The 22,868-nt window shown below is 70.7% G+C and carries 22 protein-coding genes; 12 read left to right on the forward strand and 10 right to left on the reverse strand.

Annotation, left to right across the window (positions count from 1 at the left end; translation table 11 throughout):
• Positions 1-205: 205 nt before the first annotated feature.
• The 6 genes from tilS (at position 206) to ACFWYM_RS14050 (ending at position 7,093) form a co-directional block, all read left to right on the forward strand.
• A complete protein-coding gene (gene tilS, locus ACFWYM_RS14025) occupies positions 206-1,252 on the forward strand; it encodes a tRNA lysidine(34) synthetase TilS (protein ID WP_384835072.1) in 1,047 nt (348 codons plus the stop codon).
• Between the two features lie 64 nt (positions 1,253-1,316).
• Positions 1,317-1,877 carry a hypoxanthine phosphoribosyltransferase gene (gene hpt, locus ACFWYM_RS14030; protein WP_384835232.1) on the forward strand — a complete coding sequence of 187 codons (561 nt, stop codon included), beginning with the start codon at positions 1,317-1,319 and terminating at the stop codon, positions 1,875-1,877.
• A gap of 199 nt (positions 1,878-2,076) precedes the next feature.
• The gene (ftsH, locus tag ACFWYM_RS14035; RefSeq protein WP_384835075.1) at positions 2,077-4,104 is read left to right on the forward strand and encodes an ATP-dependent zinc metalloprotease FtsH; all 2,028 of its coding nucleotides are present in this window, start codon (positions 2,077-2,079) and stop codon (positions 4,102-4,104) included.
• Between the two features lie 120 nt (positions 4,105-4,224).
• Positions 4,225-4,830, forward strand: a complete 606-nt coding sequence (gene folE / locus ACFWYM_RS14040; protein WP_384835078.1) for a GTP cyclohydrolase I FolE — start codon at positions 4,225-4,227, stop codon at positions 4,828-4,830.
• A gap of 116 nt (positions 4,831-4,946) precedes the next feature.
• Positions 4,947-5,942: an aldo/keto reductase gene (locus ACFWYM_RS14045; RefSeq protein ID WP_384835081.1), complete on the forward strand. Its 996-nt coding sequence runs from the start codon at positions 4,947-4,949 to the stop codon at positions 5,940-5,942.
• Positions 5,943-6,094: 152 nt separating this feature from the next.
• On the forward strand, positions 6,095-7,093 hold the full coding sequence (locus tag ACFWYM_RS14050) for an aldo/keto reductase (protein ID WP_384835084.1): 999 nt from the start codon (positions 6,095-6,097) through the stop codon (positions 7,091-7,093).
• A 39-nt stretch (positions 7,094-7,132) separates the two neighbouring features.
• On the opposite strand, the gene ACFWYM_RS14055 is transcribed toward ACFWYM_RS14050, so the two are convergent.
• From ACFWYM_RS14055 to ACFWYM_RS14080, 6 genes are all read right to left on the reverse strand, one after another.
• Entirely contained in the window at positions 7,133-7,624 is a 492-nt protein-coding gene (locus ACFWYM_RS14055) for a DUF3180 domain-containing protein (RefSeq protein WP_384835087.1), read from the reverse strand.
• A 49-nt stretch (positions 7,625-7,673) separates the two neighbouring features.
• Complete coding sequence (folK, locus tag ACFWYM_RS14060; protein ID WP_384835090.1) at positions 7,674-8,285, reverse strand: 2-amino-4-hydroxy-6-hydroxymethyldihydropteridine diphosphokinase; 612 nt, start codon at positions 8,283-8,285, stop codon at positions 7,674-7,676.
• A complete protein-coding gene (gene folB / locus ACFWYM_RS14065; protein ID WP_384835093.1) occupies positions 8,282-8,641 on the reverse strand; it encodes a dihydroneopterin aldolase in 360 nt (119 codons plus the stop codon). The genes folK and folB overlap by 4 nt, the downstream gene beginning before the upstream one ends.
• A gap of 200 nt (positions 8,642-8,841) precedes the next feature.
• Complete coding sequence (locus ACFWYM_RS14070; protein WP_384835096.1) at positions 8,842-9,330, reverse strand: nuclear transport factor 2 family protein; 489 nt, start codon at positions 9,328-9,330, stop codon at positions 8,842-8,844.
• Complete coding sequence (folP, locus tag ACFWYM_RS14075) at positions 9,327-10,196, reverse strand: dihydropteroate synthase (RefSeq protein ID WP_384835099.1); 870 nt, start codon at positions 10,194-10,196, stop codon at positions 9,327-9,329. The genes ACFWYM_RS14070 and folP overlap by 4 nt, the downstream gene beginning before the upstream one ends.
• A gap of 54 nt (positions 10,197-10,250) precedes the next feature.
• Positions 10,251-12,071, reverse strand: coding sequence for a phosphatidylglycerol lysyltransferase domain-containing protein (locus ACFWYM_RS14080; RefSeq protein ID WP_384835102.1), 1,821 nt, complete (start codon positions 12,069-12,071; stop codon positions 10,251-10,253).
• A gap of 228 nt (positions 12,072-12,299) precedes the next feature.
• Between ACFWYM_RS14080 and ACFWYM_RS14085 the strand changes: the two genes are divergently transcribed.
• Positions 12,300-13,448, forward strand: a complete 1,149-nt coding sequence (locus ACFWYM_RS14085) for an alpha/beta hydrolase (protein ID WP_384835105.1) — start codon at positions 12,300-12,302, stop codon at positions 13,446-13,448.
• Here ACFWYM_RS14085 and ACFWYM_RS14090 read toward each other — a convergent pair.
• On the reverse strand, positions 13,445-14,602 hold the full coding sequence (locus ACFWYM_RS14090; protein WP_384835108.1) for an ABC transporter ATP-binding protein: 1,158 nt from the start codon (positions 14,600-14,602) through the stop codon (positions 13,445-13,447). The two genes, ACFWYM_RS14085 and ACFWYM_RS14090, sit on opposite strands and share 4 nt — an antisense overlap.
• A 155-nt stretch (positions 14,603-14,757) precedes the next feature.
• On the opposite strand from ACFWYM_RS14090, the gene ACFWYM_RS14095 reads away from it, so the two are divergent.
• The 4 genes from ACFWYM_RS14095 to ACFWYM_RS14110 all read left to right on the forward strand — a co-directional run bounded on the left by ACFWYM_RS14095 (position 14,758) and on the right by ACFWYM_RS14110 (position 18,586).
• The gene (locus ACFWYM_RS14095; RefSeq protein WP_384835110.1) at positions 14,758-15,486 is read left to right on the forward strand and encodes an ABC transporter permease; all 729 of its coding nucleotides are present in this window, start codon (positions 14,758-14,760) and stop codon (positions 15,484-15,486) included.
• Entirely contained in the window at positions 15,483-16,166 is a 684-nt protein-coding gene (locus ACFWYM_RS14100; RefSeq protein WP_384835113.1) for an ABC transporter permease, read from the forward strand. The genes ACFWYM_RS14095 and ACFWYM_RS14100 overlap by 4 nt, the downstream gene beginning before the upstream one ends.
• 36 nt (positions 16,167-16,202) lie before the next feature.
• Complete coding sequence (locus ACFWYM_RS14105) at positions 16,203-17,174, forward strand: ABC transporter substrate-binding protein (protein WP_384835116.1); 972 nt, start codon at positions 16,203-16,205, stop codon at positions 17,172-17,174.
• Positions 17,175-17,416: 242 nt separating this feature from the next.
• On the forward strand, positions 17,417-18,586 hold the full coding sequence (locus tag ACFWYM_RS14110) for a hypothetical protein (protein WP_384835119.1): 1,170 nt from the start codon (positions 17,417-17,419) through the stop codon (positions 18,584-18,586).
• An 82-nt stretch (positions 18,587-18,668) separates the two neighbouring features.
• Here ACFWYM_RS14110 and ACFWYM_RS14115 read toward each other — a convergent pair whose 3' ends face one another.
• Positions 18,669-19,943 carry a PH domain-containing protein gene (locus ACFWYM_RS14115; RefSeq protein WP_384835235.1) on the reverse strand — a complete coding sequence of 425 codons (1,275 nt, stop codon included), beginning with the start codon at positions 19,941-19,943 and terminating at the stop codon, positions 18,669-18,671.
• Between the two features lie 74 nt (positions 19,944-20,017).
• The gene (locus ACFWYM_RS14120; RefSeq protein WP_384835122.1) at positions 20,018-20,527 is read right to left on the reverse strand and encodes a PH domain-containing protein; all 510 of its coding nucleotides are present in this window, start codon (positions 20,525-20,527) and stop codon (positions 20,018-20,020) included.
• A 98-nt stretch (positions 20,528-20,625) separates the two neighbouring features.
• Between ACFWYM_RS14120 and ACFWYM_RS14125 the strand changes: the two genes are divergently transcribed.
• Positions 20,626-21,780, forward strand: a complete 1,155-nt coding sequence (locus tag ACFWYM_RS14125; RefSeq protein WP_384835125.1) for an NADH-quinone oxidoreductase subunit D — start codon at positions 20,626-20,628, stop codon at positions 21,778-21,780.
• Here ACFWYM_RS14125 and ACFWYM_RS14130 read toward each other — a convergent pair.
• A complete protein-coding gene (locus tag ACFWYM_RS14130; RefSeq protein ID WP_384835128.1) occupies positions 21,745-22,821 on the reverse strand; it encodes an SAM-dependent methyltransferase in 1,077 nt (358 codons plus the stop codon). The two genes, ACFWYM_RS14125 and ACFWYM_RS14130, sit on opposite strands and share 36 nt — an antisense overlap.
• Positions 22,822-22,868: the final 47 nt, after the last annotated feature.

Raw genomic sequence — 22,868 nt, forward strand, 5'->3', positions numbered from 1 at the left:
AATCACCCGTCCGAGGGACCGTGAGCCATGGGTAGGCGTGCAATGCTCGGGTAACGGCTCGGCTCTGTCACCATCGACACACTCTGAGTGACCGAACTCTCGAGGCGTCCGGGTCTTCCGGGGCGTGACGAGACTCGGTTTCCCCAGTTGGTCTTCAGTGACTGGTCCGAGGCTCACACCGACATTTCCTGAAGGGATACCGGACATGGGTCCCCATCCTGCGGTCGCGGCGATACGCCTGGCGGTCCGCCGCGTACTCCACGACGTACTGACCGAACACGCTCAGCGCATCGAGCACGTCCCCCCACAGACCCCACACGAGCCGCCGCCCCCGCCGCTCGTGCTCGTCGCATGCTCCGGCGGCGCCGACTCCATGGCGCTGGCCTCCGCCCTCGCCTTCGAAGCCCCCAAGCTCGGCATCCGCGCCGGCGGCATCACCGTCGACCACGGCCTGCAGCCCGGCTCGGACCTGCGCGCCGCGGAGGTTGTCGCCCGGCTCACCGGCCTGCGCCTGGACCCCGTGGAGTCCGTGGCCGTGGACGTCGGCCGGGACGGCGGCCCCGAGGCGGCCGCCCGCGACGCCCGCTACGCCGCGCTCGACGCCGCCGCAGAGCGCCTCGGCGCCGCCGCGGTCCTGCTCGGCCACACCCGTGACGACCAGGCAGAGACGGTCCTGCTCGGCCTGGCCCGCGGGTCCGGCATCCGCTCGCTGTCCGGGATGGCCGCCGTCTCCGGCACCCCCGCGGCGCCCCGCCGCTACCGCCGCCCCTTCCTGCACATCGACCGGCAGACCGCCCGCAAGGCGTGCCTGGTCCAATCCCTCGCCGTCTGGGACGACCCGCACAACACCGACCCCGCGTACACCCGCTCCCGCCTGCGCCACGAGGGCCTGCCCGCCCTGGAGAAGGCGCTCGGCAAGGGCGTCGTCGAGGCCCTCGCCCGGACGGCCCAGCTGTCCCGTGACGACGCCGACGCGCTCGACGAGTGGGCCGCCCAGGCCGAGTCGACGGTGCGCGACCCCGCCGGGCTCCTGGAGTGCGCCAAGCTCTACGCCCTGCCGCCCGCGGTGCGCCGCCGGATCCTGCGCCGTGCCGCCATCGAGGCGGGGGCGCCGGCCGGTTCGCTCTTCGCGCGCCACATCGAGGAAGTCGACCGGCTGATCACGGGCTGGCGCGGCCAGGGAGCCATCAATCTCCCGGGCAAGGTGGTCGCTCAGCGGCAGGGTGGCAGACTGGTCATCCGGCAAGGCTGACGAGGGTCCTGTTCCGCAGGGGGATCAGGGAGACCCGGCCCGGCCGGTGGGACGACCGAAAGTGATGCGGGTGGACGCGAAAGACATGGGCACCGACCTTCAGTCGGTGCTCATCACCAAGGAAGAGATCGACGCGAAGCTGGCCGAGCTGGCCGCGAAGATCGATGTGGAGTACGCGGGCAAGGACCTGCTGATCGTCGGTGTCCTCAAGGGCGCCGTGATGGTCATGGCGGACCTGGCGCGCGCCCTGTCCACCCCGCTCACGATGGACTGGATGGCCGTGTCCTCGTACGGCGCGGGCACCCAGTCCTCCGGAGTGGTCCGCATCCTCAAGGACCTGGACACCGACATCAAGGGCAAGCACGTCCTGATCGTCGAGGACATCATCGACTCCGGGCTGACGCTGTCCTGGCTGCTCTCCAACCTCGGCTCGCGCGAGCCCGCCTCCCTCAAGGTGTGCACGCTGCTGCGCAAGCCGGAGGCCGCCAAGGTCGCGATCGACGTGGAGTGGGTCGGCTTCGACATCCCCAACGAGTTCGTCGTGGGCTACGGCCTTGACTACGCGGAGAAGTACCGGAACCTGCCGTTCGTCGGCACGCTCGCGCCGCACGTGTACGGCGGCTGAGCGGCGCCGCTGGCGCACGGCTCAACCTCTGTAGGACGCTTGGGAACCCTCACCCGTTTCCCGCCGTTGGAGCATGCGAAGGCGGGATTGGCAGCCGTCCCGTGCGGCTTCGGGTCACAATGCTGGGGTACCGTCCGAAGAACAGTCTTTATCAAACTCACTATGGCAGGAGGGACGGGGCGAATTCCGCTCCGTATGGATGGACGTGAAGCGATACTTCCGTGGGCCAGTCATGTGGATCGTGCTGGCCGTCCTTGCCGTGGTCGTGTTGATGCAGGTCGTCGGTTCGTCCGGCGGCTACAAGACGGTGGACACCGGCCAGGTCGTGCAGGCGATCAACGACAACAAGGTCGAGTCCGCCAAGCTCACCACCGGTGACGAGTCGATCATCAAGGTCGAGCTCAAGGACGGCCAGAAGGTCAAGGACAGCAGCAAGATCCAGGCGAGCTACATCGGCGACCAGGGCGTCGAGATCGCCAAGACTCTGCAGGCCAAGTACCAGGACAAGCAGATTCCGGACGGGTACACCGTCTCGCCGTCGAAGCAGAACCCCTTCGTCGGGATCCTGCTCTCGCTGCTCCCCTTCGTCCTCATCGTCGTCGTCTTCCTGTTCCTGATGAATCAGATGCAGGGCGGCGGCTCCCGGGTCATGAACTTCGGGAAGTCCAAGGCCAAGCTGATCACCAAGGACACCCCGAAGACGACCTTCTCCGATGTGGCGGGGTCCGACGAGGCCGTCGAGGAGCTCCACGAGATCAAGGAGTTCCTCCAGGAGCCGGCGAAGTTCCAGGCCGTCGGCGCCAAGATCCCCAAGGGTGTGCTGCTCTACGGCCCGCCCGGTACCGGTAAGACGCTGCTCGCGCGTGCCGTCGCCGGTGAGGCCGGGGTGCCGTTCTACTCGATCTCCGGTTCCGACTTCGTCGAGATGTTCGTCGGTGTCGGTGCCTCCCGAGTCCGTGACCTCTTCGAGCAGGCCAAGGCGAACGCCCCGGCGATCGTCTTCGTCGACGAGATCGACGCGGTGGGACGTCACCGCGGCGCCGGTCTCGGCGGTGGCCACGACGAGCGCGAGCAGACGCTCAACCAGCTGCTCGTCGAGATGGACGGCTTCGACGTGAAGGGCGGGGTCATCCTGATCGCCGCCACGAACCGCCCGGACATCCTCGACCCGGCGCTCCTGCGCCCCGGCCGCTTCGACCGGCAGATCGCCGTCGACCGCCCGGACATGCAGGGCCGTCTGGAGATCCTCAAGGTCCACCAGAAGGGCAAGCCGGTCGCTCCGGACGTCGACCTGTCCGCGGTCGCCCGCCGTACGCCGGGCTTCACCGGCGCGGACCTGAGCAACGTGCTGAACGAGGCCGCGCTGCTCACCGCCCGCAGCGACAAGAAGCTGATCGACAACTCCATGCTGGACGAGGCGATCGACCGCGTCGTGGCCGGTCCGCAGAAGCGCACGCGGATCATGTCCGACAAGGAGAAGAAGATCACCGCGTACCACGAGGGCGGTCACGCCCTGGTCGCGGCGGCGTCTCCGAACTCGGACCCGGTCCACAAGATCACGATCCTGTCGCGCGGCCGGGCCCTGGGCTACACCATGGTCCTGCCGGACGAGGACAAGTACTCGACCACGCGCAACGAGATGCTGGACCAGCTCGCGTACATGCTGGGCGGCCGCGCGGCCGAGGAGCTCGTCTTCCACGACCCGACGACGGGCGCGGCCAACGACATCGAGAAGGCCACGACCACGGCCCGCGCGATGGTCACGCAGTACGGCATGACCGAGCGCCTCGGTGCGATCAAGTTCGGCGGCGACAACAGCGAGCCGTTCCTCGGGCGCGAGATGGCGCACCAGCGGGACTACTCGGAAGAGGTCGCGGCGCTGGTCGACGAAGAGGTCAAGAAGCTCATCGAGACCGCGCACAACGAGGCGTGGGAGATCCTCGTCGAGAACCGCGACGTTCTCGACAACCTGGTCCTCCAGCTCCTCGAGAAGGAGACCCTCGGCAAGGAGCAGATCGCCGAGATCTTCGCGCCGATCGTGAAGCGCCCGGCCCGCCCGGCGTGGACCGGTTCCTCGCGGCGTACGCCCTCGACCCGCCCGCCGGTGCTCTCCCCCAAGGAGCTGTCGCTGACGAACGGGGCGAACGGCGCCACCCCCGCGGTGACCGCCGCCCCGGGTGAGACCCAGCCCATCGAGGTGGCCCCGGAGGACCGCCCCGAGAGCTGATCCCACCTGCCCCAGCAGGCCCGGAATGGATGCCGCGCCCCCCAGGTTTTAGCCTGGGGGGCGCGGCGTTTTCCGGCCGCGCGGTGAACCAGGCGTGACACGCACAGGAACGAGGCACAGATGACCGACCCCGTGACGCTCGACGGCGAGGGCACGATCGGTGAGTTCGACGAGAAGCGAGCCGAGAATGCCGTGCGGGAGCTCCTGATCGCGGTCGGCGAGGACCCGGACCGGGAGGGCCTCAGGGAGACGCCCGGCCGCGTGGCACGCGCGTACAAGGAGATATTCGCGGGTCTGTGGCAGAAGCCCGAGGACGTCCTGACGACGACGTTCGACCTGGGGCACGACGAGATGGTCCTGGTCAAGGACATCGAGGTGCAGAGCAGCTGCGAGCACCACCTGGTGCCGTTCGTGGGCGTCGCCCACGTCGGCTACATCCCGTCGACGGACGGGAAGATCACCGGCCTGTCGAAGCTGGCCCGCCTGGTGGACGTGTACTCGCGCCGCCCGCAGGTGCAGGAGCGTTTGACCACACAGATCGCGGACTCCCTGATGGAGATCCTGGAGCCGCGCGGGGTGATCGTCGTCGTCGAGTGCGAGCACATGTGCATGACGATGCGCGGGGTGCGCAAGCCGGGCGCCAAGACGATCACGTCGGCGGTCCGCGGCCAGCTGCGGGATCCGGCGACGCGCAATGAGGCGATGAGCTTGATCATCGGGCGCTGAACAGAGGATTTCTCTCAACTTCCCTTCTGTTGCAGGGGACACCGATCCGTGGTGGGGAAGACTGGTGGTCGTGGGGGATCACGGTCTGACGTTCATCACGGACGGAGATTCCTTTCATGGATCCGCAGTCATTGCCCACCCGTCGGCTCGGCGGTCTCGAGGTGTCCGCGCTCGGCTATGGGGCGGTGCCCCTCTCGCCGGGGATCTACGGGGAGGTCGACGACGAGCGTGGTGAGCGTGCGCTGCTCGCGGCGGTCGACGCGGGCGTCACGTTCATCGACACCTCGGACGACTACGGCCCCGAGGGGCACAACGAATGGCTCATCGGGAAGGCCCTGAAGGGCCGCCGCGAACAGGTCGTGCTCGCCACGAAGTTCGGCCTCCAGCTCGTGGAGGGCGCCGAGCCGCACCCGTTCCCCGTGGGGTACTCCTTCGGCGAGCTGGTGGTCAACGGTGACCCGAGGTACGTACGCGGCTATGCCGAGGCCAGTCTGCGCAGGCTGGACACGGACTACATCGATCTGTACTACCCGCACTTCCCGGACCCGCAGGTGCCGTTGGCGGAGACGGTGGGGGCGGTCGGCGAGCTGATCGACGCCGGTCTCGTACGGCATGTGGGGCTCTCCAACGTGACGGCTGCTCAGCTGCGGGCGGCGCATGCCGAGCGCCCGGTCGCGGCGGTGCAGAACGAGTGGGCGATGTGGCGGCCGATCGATGTGGAACTGCTGGCGGCGGCGCGGGAGTTGGGGGTGGGTCTGGTGCCCTGGTCGCCGCTCGGGGCCGGCTTTCTGACGGGGCAGGTCAACAGGGTCGACGAGGGCGACTTCCGGTGGAACGCGCCGCGCTTCGGCGCCGCCAACCTGAAGATCAACAACGACCGGTTCGTGCCCGTGCGGGGCTTCGCCGCCGAACTGGGCGTCACTCCGGGTCAGTTGGCGCTCGCCTGGTTGCTGCACCAGGGCCCGAACGTGGTGCCGATTCCGGGCAGCCGCACGCCGAAGCACATCGAGGAGAACCTCGCCGCAGCACAAGTGGTCCTCGGTCCAGATGTGTTGGCGCGGCTCGACGGGATCCTCAAGGAGACACCGGTCGAGGGCGCGACGCTGCTGTAGCCGGGGGTTTTCCGCAGGAGGGACCCCTTCGATAGCCGGTGGTTATGGGAACAGGCATTGGACGGCGGTGCGGGGTGGCGGAAGACTCCGGGGCGTAACGGATCACAGTTACGGACCTGTTCTTGCGTATGTCTCGGACGGAGATGCCTGTCATGGCTCAGCAGCAGTCACTGCCCACCCGCCGGCTCGGCGGTCTTGAGGTTTCCGCGCTCGGCTACGGAGCGATGGTGCTCTCGCCCGGTGTGTACGGGGAGGTCGACGACGAGCGGGGCGAGCGGGCGCTGCTCGCCGCGCTCGATGCGGGTGCCACGCTCATCGACACCTCGGACGGCTATGGCGCCGACGGACACAATGAGCGGCTCGTCGGGAGGGCCCTGAAGGGCCGCCGCGAACAGGTCGCGATAGCCACCAAGTTCGGCTTCCGGCTTCCCGAGGGCGTCGAGGCGCACCCGTTCCCCGTGGGGTACGCCTTCGGGGAGCTGGCGGTCAACGCCGAGCCCAAGCATGTGCGCGGCTATGCCGAGGCCAGCCTGCGCGGGCTCGGGACGGACTACATCGATCTGTACTACCCGCACTTCCCGGACCCGCAGGTGCCCTTCGAGGACACCGTGGGGGCGGTCTCGGAGCTGATCCAGGACGGTCTCGTACGTCATCTGGGGCTCTCCAACGTGACCGCCGAGCAGCTGCGGGCCGCGCACGCCGTGCACCCGGTCTCCGCGGTGCAGATCGAGTGGTCCATGTGGCGGCCCGCCGAGGCGGAACTGCTCGCGACGGCGAGGGAGTTGGGGGTCGGTCTGGTGCCCTGGTCGCCGCTCGGGGCCGGGTTCCTGACGGGGCAGGTCGGCAAGGTCGACGAGGGGGACTTCCGGCAGAACTCGCCGCGCTTCGACGCCGCCAACCTGAAGGCCAACAACGACCGGTTCGCCCCGGTGCGCGGCATCGCCGAGGAACTCGGCATCACCCCGGCGCAGTTGGCGCTCGCCTGGCTGCTGCACCAGGACCCGAACGTCGTGCCGATTCCCGGCAGCCGTACGCCCGGTCACATCGAGGAGAACCTCGCCGCCGCGCGCGTGACGCTCGACGCGGAGGTCCTCGCCCGGCTCGACGGGATCCTCGACGAGACGCGGGTCGAGGGCGGGACGCTGCTGTAAGGGCGGGCGTGGGGCGCGGTCAGGCCGGTGTGGGGCGTGTCAGACCGGGGAGGCCGCGCCCCCGTGGCCGTCCTCGTCGTCGTCCTCAGGGAGCTTGCAGACGCGCTCCATGAAGAAGGCGGTCGCTATCACCGCGATGCCCGCGAGGGTCGAGAACCCGGCGTAGATCGCCTGGTCGCGGCGGGCCGGGACGTCCAGGTACGAGAGCAGGAAGACGCCCGTGCCGCCGTACATCCCGGCGACGAGGGCGGCGACCAGGGCGCTGGCCTGGCCGAAGACGACGGCGCGGGCGGCCATCATCGGCTCCACGCCCTTGGCGCCGGGGCGCCGCTCGCGCTGGGCGCGCAGCCGGGCCCGGAGCGAGAGGGCCGTCGCCAGCAGCACCGCGGCGATCACCGCGAGGACGATGGGCGCGGCCAGCGGGACCCGCGGCAGCGAACCGACCGAGTCCCACAGGCGGGCACCCGCCCAGGACAGCACGCCGGCCACCACGAAGAGTCCGGCCAGCGTCCGGACGCGCAGCTGCTTCACAGTGCCGTTTCCCCTGTTCCCTGTGCGAGTACCCGGTAGACCCTAACGATTACTCGGGCAGCCGGAGTTCCAGGTCGGCGCGTGCCGCGACGCCCTCGCGGGTGACGGTGTCCAGGAGCTGGGCCACCGGGCCGCGGTCGGCGAGCTGCGCCTCGGGCTCGATGTCGTGCCAGGGGGCGAGCACGAAGGCACGTTCATGCGCGCGTGGGTGGGGGAGGGTGAGCGCCGGGTCGTCCGAGACGACGTCCGCGTACGCCACGATGTCCACGTCGATCGTGCGGGGGCCCCAGTGCTCGTCCCGGACGCGGTGGAACGCCTCCTCGACGGCGTGGGCGCGCTCCAGGAGGGAGGAGGGCGGGAGGGTCGTCTTCACCACGACGACCGCGTTGAAGTACGTCGGCTGGGTGCCCGGCTCGACGCCCCAGGGCTCCGTCTCGTACACCGGGGAGACGGCCTTCACGCGCAGGCCGGGGGTGTCCTCGAGGGCGTCGATGGCGCCCTGGAGGGTCTCCAGGCGGTTGCCGAGATTGCTGCCGAGGGAGATCACGGCGCGTTTCGGGTTCGACAGGGTCGTGTCGGCGGCATCCACCTGCTCCACGACGGAGGCGGGCACCGGCTGGACGGTCGGGTCGCTCTGACCTGCTTTGAAGGGCGCAGTCATACTCGGCTCCGGGTGATCGTGATGGTCACGTCGTCGAACGGGACAGTGATCGGGGCGTCCGGCTTGTGCACGGTCACCTCGACCTCCAGGACGCCGTCGTGCTTCAGGCAGGCTTGGGCGATGCGCTCGGAGAGCGTCTCGATCAGGTCGACGGCCTCGCCCTGGACGACGGCCACGACCTCCTCGGCCACTACGCCGTAGTGCACGGTCTTCGCCAGGTCGTCGTCGGCCGCGGCCGCCCGGGTGTCCAGGCCAAGGACAAGATCCACGATGAAGGTCTGGCCCTCTTCGCGTTCCCGCGGATAGACACCGTGGTGCCCGCGGGCCTTCAGGCCGCGCAGCGCGACACGATCCACGCGAATCACTCCTGCAATCGTCGGTAACGGCCGTCCTGTACCGAGTGCGGTCGGCACAGCAGCCTCAATCGAATCTACCTGCGAGCACCGACAGCGCTCGCCCGCGGGGGGCCCGACCCCTCGCGGAACACGGCGGTCCGGGCTGGTAGCCGCCCCTACCCAGGCGGTGTGATCCCAACCACTTCTTGGCCCCTACCCACTCATGAGGGTGTCTCGTCGCTCTCGGAGTCGTCGGATTCGGCAAGCACGGGTGACGCGTGGTGTGACCAGAGCTTCCAGCCCTCGGATGTGCGCCGGAACACATTCGTGGCGACGACGAGCTGACCGACGAGCGGGCCGAGCTCCTCGCCGGCCTCGGGCGCGGGGCCGCCGCTGAGGATGTTCTCGGTACAGGTCACCAGGGCGGTGTCACCGGCGACGCCGATGTGCACGTCGGTCAGGAAGAACTGGATGTACTCCGTGTTCGCCATGATCAGCGCGTACGACCTGAGGACCTCGCCGCGGCCCGTGAGCACCGGCCAGCCGGGGTGCACGCAGGAGATCTCGGCGTCCTCGTGGTACTCGCCGTCCTCCAGCCAGAGGCCGGACACCGCGTCGAAGTCGCCGCGCTCCAGGGCCTCGTAGAACGCCGTGTTGGCGGTCTCGACCTGCTCGGCGTCGGTCTCCTTGGGAGCCGATGCGCCCGTCACCGGGGGGCCGCCGCTCCGGTCACGGCGCGGGCCACGCGGACGGCGTCGGCCGTCGCCCGCACCTCGTGCACGCGCACCGCCCAGGCGCCCTGGTGGGCGGCGATGGCGGAGACGGCGGCGGTGGCGGCGTCGCGCTCGCGGGCGGGCGGCGGGGCGCCCTCGGGGCCCGCGAGGACACTGCCGAGGAACCGCTTGCGGGAGGCGGCGACCAGGAGGGGGCGGCCGAGCTCCTGGAGCCGGTCGAGACGGGCCAGGAGCGCCAGGTCGTGCTCGGCCTCCTTGGAGAAGCCGAGGCCCGGGTCGACGACGATGTGCTCCGGCGCGATGCCGCCCTCGACGGCGGCCTCCACGCGCGCGTGGAGCTCGGCGACGACTTCGGAGACCACGTCCTCGTACACCGGCTTGACGTTGATGTCGGTGAGGAAGCCGCGCCAGTGCATGACCACGAAGGGGGCCCCGGCGGCGGCCACGGAGGGGACCATGGCGGGGTCGGCGAGGCCCCCGCTGACGTCGTTGACGAGGACGGCGCCCGCGGCGAGCGCCTGCCGGGCGACACAGGCGCGCATGGTGTCCACGGAGACCGTGACGCCCTCGGCGGCCAGGCCCCGCACGACGGGGACCACGCGCCGCAGCTCCTCGTCCTCGTCCACGCGCGAGGCGCCGGGCCGGGTCGACTCGCCGCCCACGTCGACGAGGTCGGCGCCCTGGGCGGCCAGGTCCACGCCGTGCTTGACGGCGGCCGTGGTGTCGAACCAGCGGCCGCCGTCGGAGAAGGAGTCGGGCGTCACGTTCACGACGCCCATGACCGCACAGCGGTCCCACTCGGGCAGCCCGGCGACTTGGCCCCGCCCACGCAACGTACTCATGCCTCCAAGCCTAGGCCCGCGCGCGGGGCCGCCATGCCGCTGTGGGGACAGGCCCTAGGCCGCCTGCACCTCGTGGTCGTGGGCGTGGTGCGGGCAGGGGCGGCGCTTGGGGGCTCCGCGGCGGAGGAAACCGGGCAGGCCCAGCGTCACGAAGCCCTCGGCCTGCATCGCGGCGAAACCGATGCGGGGCAGGTCCTTGGAGGAGCGGTAGACCACGAAGCGGGGCTCCCAGCGCGGCCGGAACTTCGCGTTGAACTTGTACAGCGACTCGATCTGGAACCAGCGGGAGAGGAAGACGAGCAGGCCCCTCCAGGCGCGCAGGACCGGGCCCGCGCCGATCTTCTCCCCGCGCGCGAGTGCGGCGCGGAACATCGCGAAGTTGAGCGAGACGTGGGCGATGCCGAGCTTCGGGGCGGCCTGCAGGGCGGCCACGATGAGCAGTTCGTTCATGCCCGGGTCGGCCGCGCGGTCGCGGCGCATGAGGTCCAGGGAGACGCCGTCCTTGCCCCAGGGGACGAAGTGGAGGACGGCCTTCAGGTCCCCGTACGGGCCCGGCTCCTCGTCGGCCTTGTGGGCGGTGGCGATCAGGCAGTCCCCGTCGTTCGGGTCGCCGATGCGGCCGAGCGCCATGGAGAAGCCGCGCTCGGTGTCGGTGCCGCGCCAGGCGTCGGCGGCGAGCTGGATGCGCTCCAGCTCGGCCTCGCCCAGGTCACGGATGCGCCGGACCCGCGTCTCGTAGCCATTGCGCTCGATTCGCTTGACCATCTGGCGCACGTTGCGCATCGCGCGCCCGGACAGGGAGAAATCCGCGACGTCCACCACCGCCTCGTCGCCCAGCTCGAGGGCGTCGAGGCCGGTCTCGCGGGTCCAGACCTGGCCGCCGGTCTCGGAGCAGCCCATGACGGCCGGGGTCCAGGAGTGGGCCTTCGCCTCGTCCATGAAGCGCTCGATCGCGCCGGGCCATGCCTCCACGTCGCCGATCGGGTCGCCGCTCGCGAGCATCACTCCGGAGACGACGCGGTAGGTGACCGCCGCCTTGCCGCTGGGCGAGAACACGACGCCCTTGTCGCGGCGGAGCGCGAAGTGGCCGAGGGAGTCGCGGCTGCCGTGCTTCTCCAGGAGGGTGCGCAGCCGGGCCTCGTCGTCGTCGGTGAGACGGGCGGCCGGGTGCTCGGGGCGGAAGGCCAGGTAGATCGTGGTGATGGCGGTGACCAGGCCGAGGGCGCCCAGGGAGGCGCCGACCGTCCAGGAGGTGTTCCCGGCGTAGTCGACGGGGCCCTCCAGGCCGAACAGGCCGTACATGACGTGGGCCAGCCGGTCCGTGATGCTCGGGTCGCCGACGACCTTGTTCGGGTGGGCGCTGACGATCACCAGGCCGAGGCCGATGGAGCCCGCTCCCAGGAGGACGAAATTGGCCAGTGCCCGCCAGCGGCTGCGCGGGTCCGGCAGGGCCTTGAACTCACCCGGATGGCGCAACAGGAGCGCGAGAAGGCCGACGGAGATCAGGACGCCGATGACCGAGTGCCGGTACGCGAACTGCGCCACCGCGCCCGCGGGCAGCAGCACCACGGCGGCCCGCCAGGCCCGCCGCTTGTTGCGCCGCAGGCCGTGGGCGAGCAGGAGCAGCAGGACGCCGCAGCTGAGCGCCAGGGCGGCGGCGAAGGGGCCGAGGGCGCCGGGCAGGACCTCGGCGATGGCGTGCATCCGGCTGTGCCGGAAGCGCGGGAAGACGCCTGCCGCGATGTTGAGCAGGCCGACGAGAGTGCAGGCTCTCGCGACGAAGGTCGGGACGGCCTCGGGGCGCGGTCCGCGAAGGATCCGCCTGATCCGGCTGGCGTCGTTCCGGCTGTCATCAACCGGAACCGTGCCCGACATTTCCCCATCTATCCTGACAGACATCGCATCCCGTGGTTCTGCGAGAGACCTTGATTCCGGTGCCAAAGCGGCATCCGGCGACATTGCGCCCTCTAGGACGTCGGGTCGGGGACGTGGGTTCACTCCCCTTGGCAAAAGCGACCGAAAACTGTCTCCTGCCGGATCGACAAAAGCGTCCCGCGGGACCGGGCGCGAGCACCAGGAAGAAAGCGCAGGCAGGATCACCTCATGGGTCTCACGAGTAACAAAGTGCTGGCACTTGCGGTGCTACTGGCCGTCGTCCTGTTCATCGGGACGGTCTGGCTGTGGCCCCGGCTGGCCCGGCGTTCCTGGAAGGCCGTGACGGGCCGAGTGGGGCTGCTGCTCGCCACCCAGGTGGCGATCTTCGCCTCGGTCGGCCTCGCCGCCAACCAGGCATTCGGCTTCTACGCGACGTGGGCCGACCTCTTCGGCCAGGAGACCGAGCAGGGCGTGGTCGTCGACCACGACACCGGTCCGGGCGCGCACGGGCCCGTCAAGGTGGACGGCAAGCAGACCGTGAACGTGCCGGGCGGCGGGACGCCCAGGACCGGCGGCCAGATCCAGAAGGTGAAGGTCTCCGGCCTCACCTCGAACATAGCCAGCCAGGCGTACGTCTATCTGCCGCCCGAGTACTTCCAACCGCAGTACAAGGACCGCACGTTCCCCGCGTCCGTCGTGCTCACCGGCTACCCCGGCACCGCCGAGGCCCTCATCAAGGGGCTGCACTACCCGCAGACCGCCCACCAGCAGGCCAAGGACGGCAAGATGCAGCCGATGATCCTGGTGATGCTGCGGCCGACCGTCGCGCCGCCCCGGGACACCGAGTGCGTGGACATCCCCGGCGGCCCGCAGACCGAGACGTTCTTCGCCAAGGACCTGCCCGGGGCGATATCCGACCACTACAGGGTCAGCAAGAAGCCCGGCAACTGGGGCATCATCGGCGACTCCACGGGCGGCTACTGCGCCTTGAAGCTCGCGATGCACCACCCCGACGTCTACGCCGCGGGGGCGGGCCTGTCCGCGTACTACAAGGCGCCCATCGACGTCACGACGGGCGATCTCTTCCACGGGAACAAGGACTTGGAGAACCGCGCGAACCTGATGTGGTACCTCGACCACATGCCGCCGCCCAAGACCTCCCTCCTCGTCAGCAGCAGCAAGAAGGGCGAGGACAACTACCACGACACCTTGAAGTTCATCGACAAGGTGAAGTCGCCCACCAGGGTCTCGTCCATCACGCTCGACAGCGGTGGGCACAACTTCAACACGTGGCGGCGCGAGATCCCCGCCACCCTCCAGTGGATCAGCGGGCGGCTCGGGGACCAGGCGCCCGGGTCGGCGGGCGCCAAGGGCTAGGCCCCGGCGACCGACGTCACCGACTCCAACTCCACGTCCCCGCGCGCGATGTCGCGCGCATCGGCCGCCGTCGAGCGCCGCAGCGCCTCGTGCAGCCGGGCCGGTGTGAGGACCCCGAGGAAGCGTCCCTCGCTCTCCTTGTCGATGACGGCGATCCAGCCCGCGTCGTGCTGCAGCATCGTGGCGAACGCCTGCTTGAGGCTCGCGCCGACCGGCAGCCACGCCTCCATGCGGCGGGCGTGCTCGCGCACCGTGCCCTTGCCGAGGCGCGCGTGCTCGGCGGAGAGCCAGCCGTGCAGGTTGTTCTCGCTGTCCAGGACGACGGCCCAGCGGGCGTCGAGCGCCGCGGGCAGCGGGTCGTCGAGGTGCACGACGGGCGGCTGCTCCAGGTCGCCCTCCTCGATCGGCGTCACAGAGAGCCGCTTCAGGCCGCGGTCCGCGCCGACGAAGTCCGCTACGTAGTCCGTGGCGGGCGCGCCCAGGACGGTGGACGGGGTGTCGAACTGCTCGATGCGGCCGTGCCCGTAGACGGCGATGCGGTCCCCGAGCCGGACGGCTTCCTCGATGTCGTGTGTGACGAACAGCACGGTCTTGCGTACGGCCTGCTGGAGGCGGAGGAACTCGTTCTGCAGCCGCTCCCGTACGACCGGGTCGACCGCGCCGAACGGCTCGTCCATCAGGAGCACCGGCGGATCGGCCGCCAGCGCCCGGGCCACGCCGACGCGTTGGCGCTGGCCGCCGGAGAGCTGCTCGGGGTAGCGGGAAGCGAACGTGGCCGGGTCGAGGCCGACCAGGTCGAGGAGCTCGGCGGCGCGCTCGCGGGCCTTGGCGCGCTTCACGCCGAGGAGGTGCGGGACGGTCGCGGTGTTCTCCAGGACCGTCTTGTGCGGGAAGAGGCCGACCTGCTGGATCACATAGCCGATGCGGCGCCGGAGTTGGACCGGATCGACGCCCGCTATGTCCTTGCCTTCGAGGAATATCCGGCCGGACGTGGGCTCGATCAGCCGGTTCACCATCTTCATCGTCGTGGTCTTGCCGCAGCCCGACGGGCCGACCAGCGTGACCAGTTCACCCTCCGCGACCTCGAAGGACAGGTCGTCGACGGCCGTGGTGCCGTCCGCGTACCGCTTGGTGACGTGCTCGAACCGGATCATGATTCCCCATTGTGGCGGGCGGAGTGTGAAGGCCATGTTGCGCCAGTACGACGAGTCTCACCGATTGTCAGTGCTGGGGGTTAGGGTCGCCAGACACGGGGGAAAAGCGTCCGGGCGTTCGGCATACGGCCGCGGATTCGGGGGAGGTGGGGCGCGTGAGCGAGCAGAACTGTCTGGTGACGAACGACTGGATCTGCGGCGAATATCTCCGCACCCGCAGTCAGGAGTTGACCGACGCGACGCTGCAGCACGTGGGGATCACCATGGCCGCGGTCGCCATCGGGGTCGCCGTCTCGCTGCCGCTCGCGCTGCTCGCGCGGCGCTGGCCGTTCCTCGGCGGCCCGATCCTCGGTGTGACGACGGTGCTCTACTCGATCCCGTCCCTCGCGATGTTCTCGCTGCTGCTGCCGTTCTTCGGACTCTCGGCGTCCCTGGTCGTGACGGGTCTGGTGCTCTACTCACTGACGATCCTCGTGCGGAACATCCTGGCGGGCCTCAGAGCCGTCCCCGAAGAGGCCAGGGACGCCGCGCGCGGCATGGGGTACGGGCCGCTGCGCCTCCTGTGGGAGGTGGAACTGCCGCTGGCGCTGCCCGCCCTGCTGGCCGGCGTCCGCATCACCACGGTGTCGACAGTGGCCCTGACCACGGTCGGCGCGATCGTGGACCACGGCGGCCTCGGCACGCTGATCCTGGACGGCCTCGACACGTCCTTCAAGGCGCAGGTCCTCACGGCCTCGGTCCTGTGCGTGCTCCTGGCCGTCGTCGCCGACCTGCTGCTGCTCGGCCTCCAGCGGCTGCTCACGCCGTGGACGAGGGCCCATCGAATACGTCCCGGCCGCGCCTCGCGCAAGGCGGACCCGGTCAAGGTGGCTGAACCCGCATGAACGCGATATCCGGTGCGTACGACTGGCTGACCACGGGCGCCAACTGGCAGGGCGAGAAGGGGGTGTGGCACCGCCTCGCCGAGCACCTGTACTTCAGCGGGGTGTGCCTCGCGGTGGCGTGCGCGATCGCGCTGCCCCTAGCGCTGCTGCTCGGCCACATCGGCAAGGGCGGCACCCTCGCGGTCAACATCTCGAACGTGGGCCGTGCGGTCCCCACCCTCGCCCTGCTGATCCTGCTCACGCTCACCCCGCTCGGGGAGCACGGGGACGCGCCGACGCTGATCGCCCTGGTGCTCTTCGCGATCCCGCCGCTGCTCACCAACGCCTACATCGGGATGCGCGAGGTGGACCGGTCGGTGGTCGAGGCCGCGCGCGGGATGGGCATGAACGGCCGTCAGCTGTTCCTGCGCGTCGAACTGCCGCTGGCGTACCCGCTGATCATGACCGGGGTCCGCTCGGCCGGGGTGCAGGTGGTGGCCACGGCCACGCTGGCCGCGATGGCGGGCGAGGGGGGACTCGGGCGGATCATCACGGCCGGGTTCAACCTCCAGAACACGCCTCAAGTGGTCGCAGGCGCCTTCCTCGTGGCGATGCTCGCCCTCGCCGTGGAGGGGGTCCTGGTGGTCACCGGGCGGGTCTTTGATCCCATGCGGGGACGGTCGAAGGCCGCCGCGCGCTGAATGTCGATTCTCCAGATCTCGAATGGTGGTTCACCGATGAAGAGCAACACGCGTCGCGCGCGACGGATGGCAGGGGCGGCCGTGGCCGTCGTGGCGCTGACCGCGGGGCTCACCGCGTGCGGCGGGGACAGCCTGGAGAACAAGGACAAGGGCTCGGACAAGTCGGGCGGCGACAAGAAGGGCTCGCTCGTGGTGGGTTCGGCCCGCTTCACCGAGCAGAAGGTCCTCGCCGAGCTGTACGCGGGCGTGCTGCGGGACGCGGGATATGACGCGTCGGTGCAGATCGTGCAGAACCGCGAGGTGTACGAGCCTCAGCTCAAGAAGGGCGCGATCGATGTCGCTCCCGAATACGCCGCGACGCTCGCCGAATTCCTCAACCTGAAGAAGAACGGCCCGAAGGCGAAGCCCGTGGCGTCGAGTGATCTTGACGCCACGGTGAGCGAGTTGAAGAAGCTCGCCGACCCCCAGGGCCTGAAGGTGCTGCCCGCCGGCAGTGCGGTCGACCAGAACGCGTTCGCGGTGACCAAGGATTACGCGAAGGAGCACAAGCTCAAGACCCTTTCGGATCTCGGGAAGTCGGGTCAGAAGGTCAAGATCGCGGCCGGTGACGAATGCGAGACGCGGCCCTTCTGCGCGCCGGGCCTGAAGTCGAAGTACGGCATCGACGTCGACGGAATCGACCCCAAGGGCGTCGGCACCACACAGTCCAAGCAGGCCGTGAAGAACGGCACGGACCAGATGATGCTGACCACGACGACCGACGCGACGCTCAAGAGCTACGGCCTGGTGCTTCTGGAGGACGACAAGAAGCTGCAGAACGCGGACAACATCCTTCCGGTCGTGAATGCCAAGTCCGCGGGCGACAAGGGCATAGCCGACGCGCTCGCCAAGCTCACCAAGACGCTGACCACAAATGATCTTGTTGAACTCAACAGGAAGGTCGACGAGCAGCGCGAGAAGGAAGCGGATGTCGCCGAGGAGTATCTGAAGTCGAAGGGCCTCATCTGACCCGCTGAGGCGGACGGGGCGTTGACGGGCTTCAACTGCCCGACCGGTCCGGGGAAGGGCCGGACGGTCAGTTGAAGCGGTCGCCGGTCAGTTGAAGTGGCGGCCGGTCAGTTGAAGTTTCGACTGAACTTTCGTCGAAGTGTGCCCCTTGGGAGGGGAGTTGAGCGAAGATATTGGTGAGCTGCCCGTATTTTTGCTAGGCGGGGCACCAGACTTCGCCTACGCGCGGTAAGTTTCTGGCCATGCCACGTGGACGTCACCGCCATTCCCCACCCCTGCACAGGCTGCTTCCTCCCTCGGCGGTCGCAGGCTTCTCCGTCCTCTGCGCCGGCGGCGCCTGGGCCTTCACGGAACCTGTCGTGCTCCGCGGCCTGGTCTCGGCCGCCGCGGCGGCGGCCGTCGTCGGCTCCTTCGTCATGCGCCGCTGGGACCTCACGGCGGGCAAACGCGTCGCCGACCTCGCCAGGTCCCGGGCGAGCGACGAGTGGCGGCACGAGGAGCGGATAGCCGAGTTCGAGTCCGACCTCGAGGAGTCCCGGGAGCTGCGGGGCAAGCTGGAGACGAAGCTGCGCTCGAAGCGGGCCGAGCTGGCGGCGCTGCGCAACGAACACGCGGCGCTGCTGCGGCGGTACGCGACCGCGGAGACCGAGCGGGCCAGCGCGCTGGAGGGACGCCGTCTCCTCGCGATCGAGGCGACGGCCCCGGCGCGGGCGCTGCCGCCGGGTGCTCCCGTGCGGAACGCACGGACCACGACGACCGGGCCCGAGCAGGCCGCGCGCCCGGCCCCTGCGGCCCAGCCGGCCCCTCCGGCCCGCCATGCCCGTCCGGCCACCAGCCCCACGCCGTCGCTGTACCTGCGTGCCAACGCGGCGTTGGCACGCCTGGAGAAGGGCGGTTCCGCGGGGGCGGCTGCCGCGGAGAGCGGCACGGGCGAGGCCCCGTCGGGGCAGTCCGAGGCGGCTCCGACGGGTCAGTCGGAGGTGGCCTCGGAGGGGCAGCCTGAGGTGGCCTCGGAGGGGACGTCGGGGACGGCCGAGAGCCAGGGCCGCGATCGGGGCCAGGAACACCCGGTCGCCGGGCAGCACTTCACGGTTCCGGCCGCGGCCGCCGTTGTGCCGCCCGCGCCGGTGCGGCGCCCGGCCGTGGAGGGCGGCTTCGACTTCTTCGGTACGAAGAGCGTGGCGAAGGCCGCGGCGGCCCCGGCCGCCCTGGAGGCCGTGCAGAACGAGGACCTCGCCGACGTGGTGGGCGAGGAGGCCCTCGCGGTCCACAAGGCGGAGTCCGAGGCGGAGTTCAAGCAGGGCTCGCCCGACGACGCCGAGCGGGGCGTGGGCCAGGTCATCGACCTCACCGCGCACGACGAGACCGAGCAGATCGACGTGGGCCGGCTGCGGACGGCGCTGCAAGCCTGAGGAAGTCCGAGGGATCCTGCGGGAGGAAGCCTGCGGGAGAGCTCTCCCTCACGTCATCAAGTGCCTGAGGAAGGGCCCTCCCTCACGTCATCCAGCGGTCCGGGGCCGCCTCCCTGCGTCCCGTACGGGAGCGGTCGGCCTGGGCCTCCAGGAGCCGGGCCGCCTCCTCCGCGGGGCGCAGGCGGGCGGTCACCGTCTTGTTGGCGCCCGTGTCCACCAGGATGTCGGCGACGCCCCTGTAGCGCTCCCAGGGGCCCTGCATCAGCCGCACGCTCTGCACCTTCGCGTGCGGCACGAGCGAGGTGCGGCGGCGCAGCAGGCCGTGCCGGGCCGCGAAGACCGTGTCGGTGACCGCGAGTCCGAACCCCCGCCACCAGACGGGAACGCACCACCACGCGCGCGTGGGCGGCCGGGAGAACTCATCGGATGCCGGGACCCGCACCCCGGGCAGGATCCCGGAGATCACCGACTCCGCCACCTCGCGCGTCGCGACCGGCACCAGGACGCTGTTGGACGAGCCCGCCACGTCCAGCTCCACGCGCACCCACCCGCGCCGCCGCCACAGCATCGGCTCCACGACGCGCACCGTCTGCACCCGCCCCGGAGGCACCGTCTCGTGGGCTTTGTCGAGCAGGCCGTGGTCGATGCGCAGCCCGTCCGGGGACTCGCCCACCCGCCAGTCGTACTCCCCGATGAAGCGCCCCGCGCTGGAGGCGAACGCGCCGCCCAGCATGGGCAGCCCCGTCGCGATGACCGTCCACACGCTGTGGGTGGCCATCCACAACAGGGGCGGCACGACGAGCGCGGCGACGAGCATCGCCCACGGTCCACCGGTGAGCAGCAAGGAGACGGCGAGCATGCGCGGCGGCACATGGAGGAGGCCGCGCACCGGTGCCTCGCCGACCTCGCGGGCCTGCTCGGGGGCGAACCCGGCCGCCCGCGCGAGGAGTTCGGCCCGCAGCACGGCGGCCTCCTCCTGGCCGAGATAGGCCAGCTCGTCCTTCTTGTCCGCGCCGACGACGTCCAGCTTCAGCTTGGCGACGCCCGCGATCCGGGCGACCAGGGGCTGGGTCACGTCCACCGCCTGGAGCCGGTCCAGGCGGATGTGGGCGGTGCGCCGGAACAACAGCCCGGTGCGGATGCGCAGTTCGGTGTCGGTGACCGCGAAGTGCGTGAACCACCAGCTGAGCAGGCCGTAGACGGCGCCGGCCACGAGGACGGCCGCGAGGCCCAGGAGGAGGGTGGTGGCGGTCAGTTCGGCGGCCCGCCGCTGCGCCCCGCTCGGGTCGTGCACCGCCCAGCCCACGACGACCGCGACGGGCGCCCAGGCGCGGCGCAGAGGCGTGAAGGGGTGCAGACGCCGCTCTCGTACGTCTTCGGAGCCCGGTTGGCCCTGGGGGTCCTTGGCCTCCTCCGACTCGCGTACGTCGCTCACAGTCCCGCCGATCGGGCCTCGCCCAGCTCCGTGAGCCGGTCGCGGAGGCGCTCGGCCTCCTCGGGGAGCAGGCCGGGGATGCGGGCGTCGGTCGCGGCGGCGGCCGTGTGGAGCTGCACGCTGGCGAGCCCGAAGTGCCGCTCCACGGGCCCGGACGTCACCTCGACGAGCTGCATGCGGCCGTACGGCACGATCGTCTCCTCGCGCCAGAGCACGCCCCGGCTGATCAGGAGGTCGTCCGACCGCTCCGCGTACCGCCACGAGCGCCAGTTGCGCCCCAGCATCGGCCAGCCCCAGGCCAGGGCGGCGAGCGGCAGCACCGCGAACGCCGCCCACACCGGCCCGACGAAGAGCCCGAGCAGCACACCGAGGGCCACCGCGATCGGCACCATCCACGCCACGAGAAGGAGCCGCCGCATCGAGAGCAGCGCCTTCGGCAGCCCCGTCCACACCGGTTCGGGCCGCTGCCCCGGTGGCTCCGCCGTCTGTGCCGTCCCCGTTTCCATGCCTCAAGCGTACGGACCGCGTCCGACAGCGCCCCCGGACCGGGTGGCGGGGCGGGACGGGAGGTCACACCCGCGCGCGCGTACGACAGACTGTGCGCATGAGCCCCTCGACGGAGACGACCACGTTCGGCATCGGCGGTGCGGCGGAGAGCACCGACATGGTGCTCAACATCGGCCCCCAGCACCCGTCCACGCACGGCGTGCTCCGGCTGCGCCTCGTCCTGGACGGCGAGCGGATCGAGCACGCCGAACCGGTCATCGGCTATATGCACCGAGGCGCGGAGAAGCTCTTCGAAGCGCGTGACTACCGGCAGATCGTGATGCTGGCCAACCGGCACGACTGGCTGTCGGCGTTCTCGAACGAGCTTGGCGTCGTGCTCTCCGTGGAGCGCATGCTCGGCATGGAGGTGCCCCCGCGCGCGGTGTGGACGCGGACGCTGCTCGCCGAGCTGAACCGGGTCCTGAACCACCTGATGTTCCTCGGCTCGTACCCCCTCGAACTGGGCGGCATCACGCCGGTGTTCCACGCGTTCCGGGAGCGTGAGGAGCTCCAGAACGTGATGGAGGAGATCTCCGGCGGCCGCATGCACTACATGTTCAACCGCGTGGGCGGCCTCAAGGAGGACCTGCCCGCGGGCTGGACGTCCCGCGCGCGGGCGGCGGTCGCGTCGGTGCGCTCCCGCATGGATGTGTACGACCGGCTGGTGCTCGGCAACGAGATCTTCCGGGGACGGACGCGCGGCGTGGGCGTGCTCTCCGAAGAGGCGGTGCACGCCTACGGAGTGAGCGGCCCCATCGCCCGCGCCTCCGGAGTCGACTTCGACCTGCGCCGCGACGAGCCCTATCTCGCGTACGGGGAGCTGCAGGACACCCTGAAGGTCGTCACGCGCGAGGAGGGCGACTGCCTGGCCCGCTTCGAGTGCCTCCTGGAGCAGACCCACAACGCCCTCGACCTCGCGGACGCCTGCCTCGACCGGATCGCGGACCTCCCGCAGGGCCCGATCAACCAGCGCCTCCCGAAGGTCCTGAAGGCGCCCGAGGGGCACACGTACGCGTGGACGGAGAATCCGCTCGGCATCAACGGCTACTACCTGGTGTCCAAGGGCGAGAAGACCCCGTACCGCCTGAAGCTCCGCTCGGCCTCGTACAACAACATCCAGGCCCTCGCCGTGCTGCTGCCCGGCCAGCTCGTCGCCGACATGGTGGCGATCCTGGGGTCACTCTTCTTCGTGGTCGGGGACATCGACAAGTAGGGGACCGGCCGGGGGCGGGTCGAGGGGCAGCGGGTCCGCGACCCCGACCGCCTTGCTCAGCCATCCGAAGTCGCCGAGACCGCCGCGCGCCGTCAGCTCGGCGGCCTCGCCCGCGCGCGTGAGGGCGCGCACATACCCGGCCGGGTCGCTGGAGGCGAGGGACAGCGGCGGGCGTCCGCCGCTCACCCCGAGGGCGCCGAGCGCCGTCCGCTGGCTGCGCAGCCGCCCACCGGGAACCCCGGCGGCGTCCGCGCAGGCGTCGAGCGCCACATGGGCCGTAACGTCGGCCGTGCCGTCCGGAACCGGTGCCGTCTCGCGGCCCTCCCTGAAGCCCGTCAGCGTCCCGAAGGGCGGGCGTGCGCCGCGCTCGTGCGCATAGTCCACGGCGACCGCGAGGCCCCGCTCCAGGGACGCCACCGCCGTCGCCCACGCCGCGTCCCGGGGGCGCCCGATCTCGGCGCGCAGGCCCGGCTCCGGCGGCAGCGGCCACCACTGCTCCAGCCACTCGGCGTCCGCCCCGGTGACGGGCTCCCCGAGGTGTTCGGTGCCGTCCTCGCGTACGAGAACCAGGCGGGCCGTGCCGTCGGGGGCGACCTCCGCGACGTCCAGGGGGACGTTGTCGAGCCACTCGTTGGCGAACAGGAGACCGGTGACGCCGGTGGGCGGGGCGGAGACCCACGCGATGCGCGGGTCGACATCCTGAGGGCGCTCGGCCAGCTCCACCGCATACGCACGCGTGCGTGCCGCCACGTCGGCGGGCAGCGCGGCCAGCACGCCCGCCGTCAGCTCGCCGCGGCCCGCCCCCAGATCGACGAAGGCCAACTCGTCCGGGTGGTCAAGGACTTCGTCCACGAGGCACAGCAGCCGCGCCACCGCGCCCGCGAACAGCGGTGAGGCGTGCACCGAGGTGCGGAAGTGTCCCGCGGGTCCCTCGGGGCTCCGGTAGAAGCCCGTGGGCCCGTACAGCGCGGCCTCCATCGCCTCGCGCCAGCCGCGCGAGCCCTGCCGCGTGTCCCGATTCGTCCCCTGGGCCTCGTTCATCACAGCGAGAAGGCTAAGCCGGGCCTCCACCTTGGGGAGTACGCGTT

Origin of the sequence: Streptomyces sp. NPDC059009, from assembly GCF_042740175.1 — a bacterium.
GTDB lineage: Bacteria > Actinomycetota > Actinomycetes > Streptomycetales > Streptomycetaceae > Streptomyces.

Bases quoted from the DNA above. Each gene is read 5' to 3' on its own strand.
- ACFWYM_RS14110 (WP_384835119.1), top strand. From the start codon at position 17,417: ATGCCACGTGGACGTCACCGCCATTCCCCACCCCTGCACAGGCTGCTT.
- folK (WP_384835090.1), bottom strand. From the start codon at position 8,285: ATGACTGCGCCCTTCAAAGCAGGTCAGAGCGACCCGACCGTCCAGCCG.
- ACFWYM_RS14125 (WP_384835125.1), top strand. From the start codon at position 20,626: ATGAGCCCCTCGACGGAGACGACCACGTTCGGCATCGGCGGTGCGGCG.
- ACFWYM_RS14080 (WP_384835102.1), bottom strand. From the start codon at position 12,071: ATGTCGGGCACGGTTCCGGTTGATGACAGCCGGAACGACGCCAGCCGG.
- folE (WP_384835078.1), top strand. From the start codon at position 4,225: ATGACCGACCCCGTGACGCTCGACGGCGAGGGCACGATCGGTGAGTTC.
- ACFWYM_RS14105 (WP_384835116.1), top strand. From the start codon at position 16,203: ATGAAGAGCAACACGCGTCGCGCGCGACGGATGGCAGGGGCGGCCGTG.
- ACFWYM_RS14100 (WP_384835113.1), top strand. From the start codon at position 15,483: ATGAACGCGATATCCGGTGCGTACGACTGGCTGACCACGGGCGCCAAC.
- ACFWYM_RS14050 (WP_384835084.1), top strand. From the start codon at position 6,095: ATGGCTCAGCAGCAGTCACTGCCCACCCGCCGGCTCGGCGGTCTTGAG.
- hpt (WP_384835232.1), top strand. From the start codon at position 1,317: ATGCGGGTGGACGCGAAAGACATGGGCACCGACCTTCAGTCGGTGCTC.
- ACFWYM_RS14045 (WP_384835081.1), top strand. From the start codon at position 4,947: ATGGATCCGCAGTCATTGCCCACCCGTCGGCTCGGCGGTCTCGAGGTG.
- ACFWYM_RS14085 (WP_384835105.1), top strand. From the start codon at position 12,300: ATGGGTCTCACGAGTAACAAAGTGCTGGCACTTGCGGTGCTACTGGCC.
- ACFWYM_RS14090 (WP_384835108.1), bottom strand. From the start codon at position 14,602: ATGATCCGGTTCGAGCACGTCACCAAGCGGTACGCGGACGGCACCACG.
- folP (WP_384835099.1), bottom strand. From the start codon at position 10,196: ATGAGTACGTTGCGTGGGCGGGGCCAAGTCGCCGGGCTGCCCGAGTGG.
- ACFWYM_RS14130 (WP_384835128.1), bottom strand. From the start codon at position 22,821: ATGAACGAGGCCCAGGGGACGAATCGGGACACGCGGCAGGGCTCGCGC.
- ACFWYM_RS14120 (WP_384835122.1), bottom strand. From the start codon at position 20,527: ATGGAAACGGGGACGGCACAGACGGCGGAGCCACCGGGGCAGCGGCCC.
- tilS (WP_384835072.1), top strand. From the start codon at position 206: ATGGGTCCCCATCCTGCGGTCGCGGCGATACGCCTGGCGGTCCGCCGC.
- ftsH (WP_384835075.1), top strand. From the start codon at position 2,077: ATGGACGTGAAGCGATACTTCCGTGGGCCAGTCATGTGGATCGTGCTG.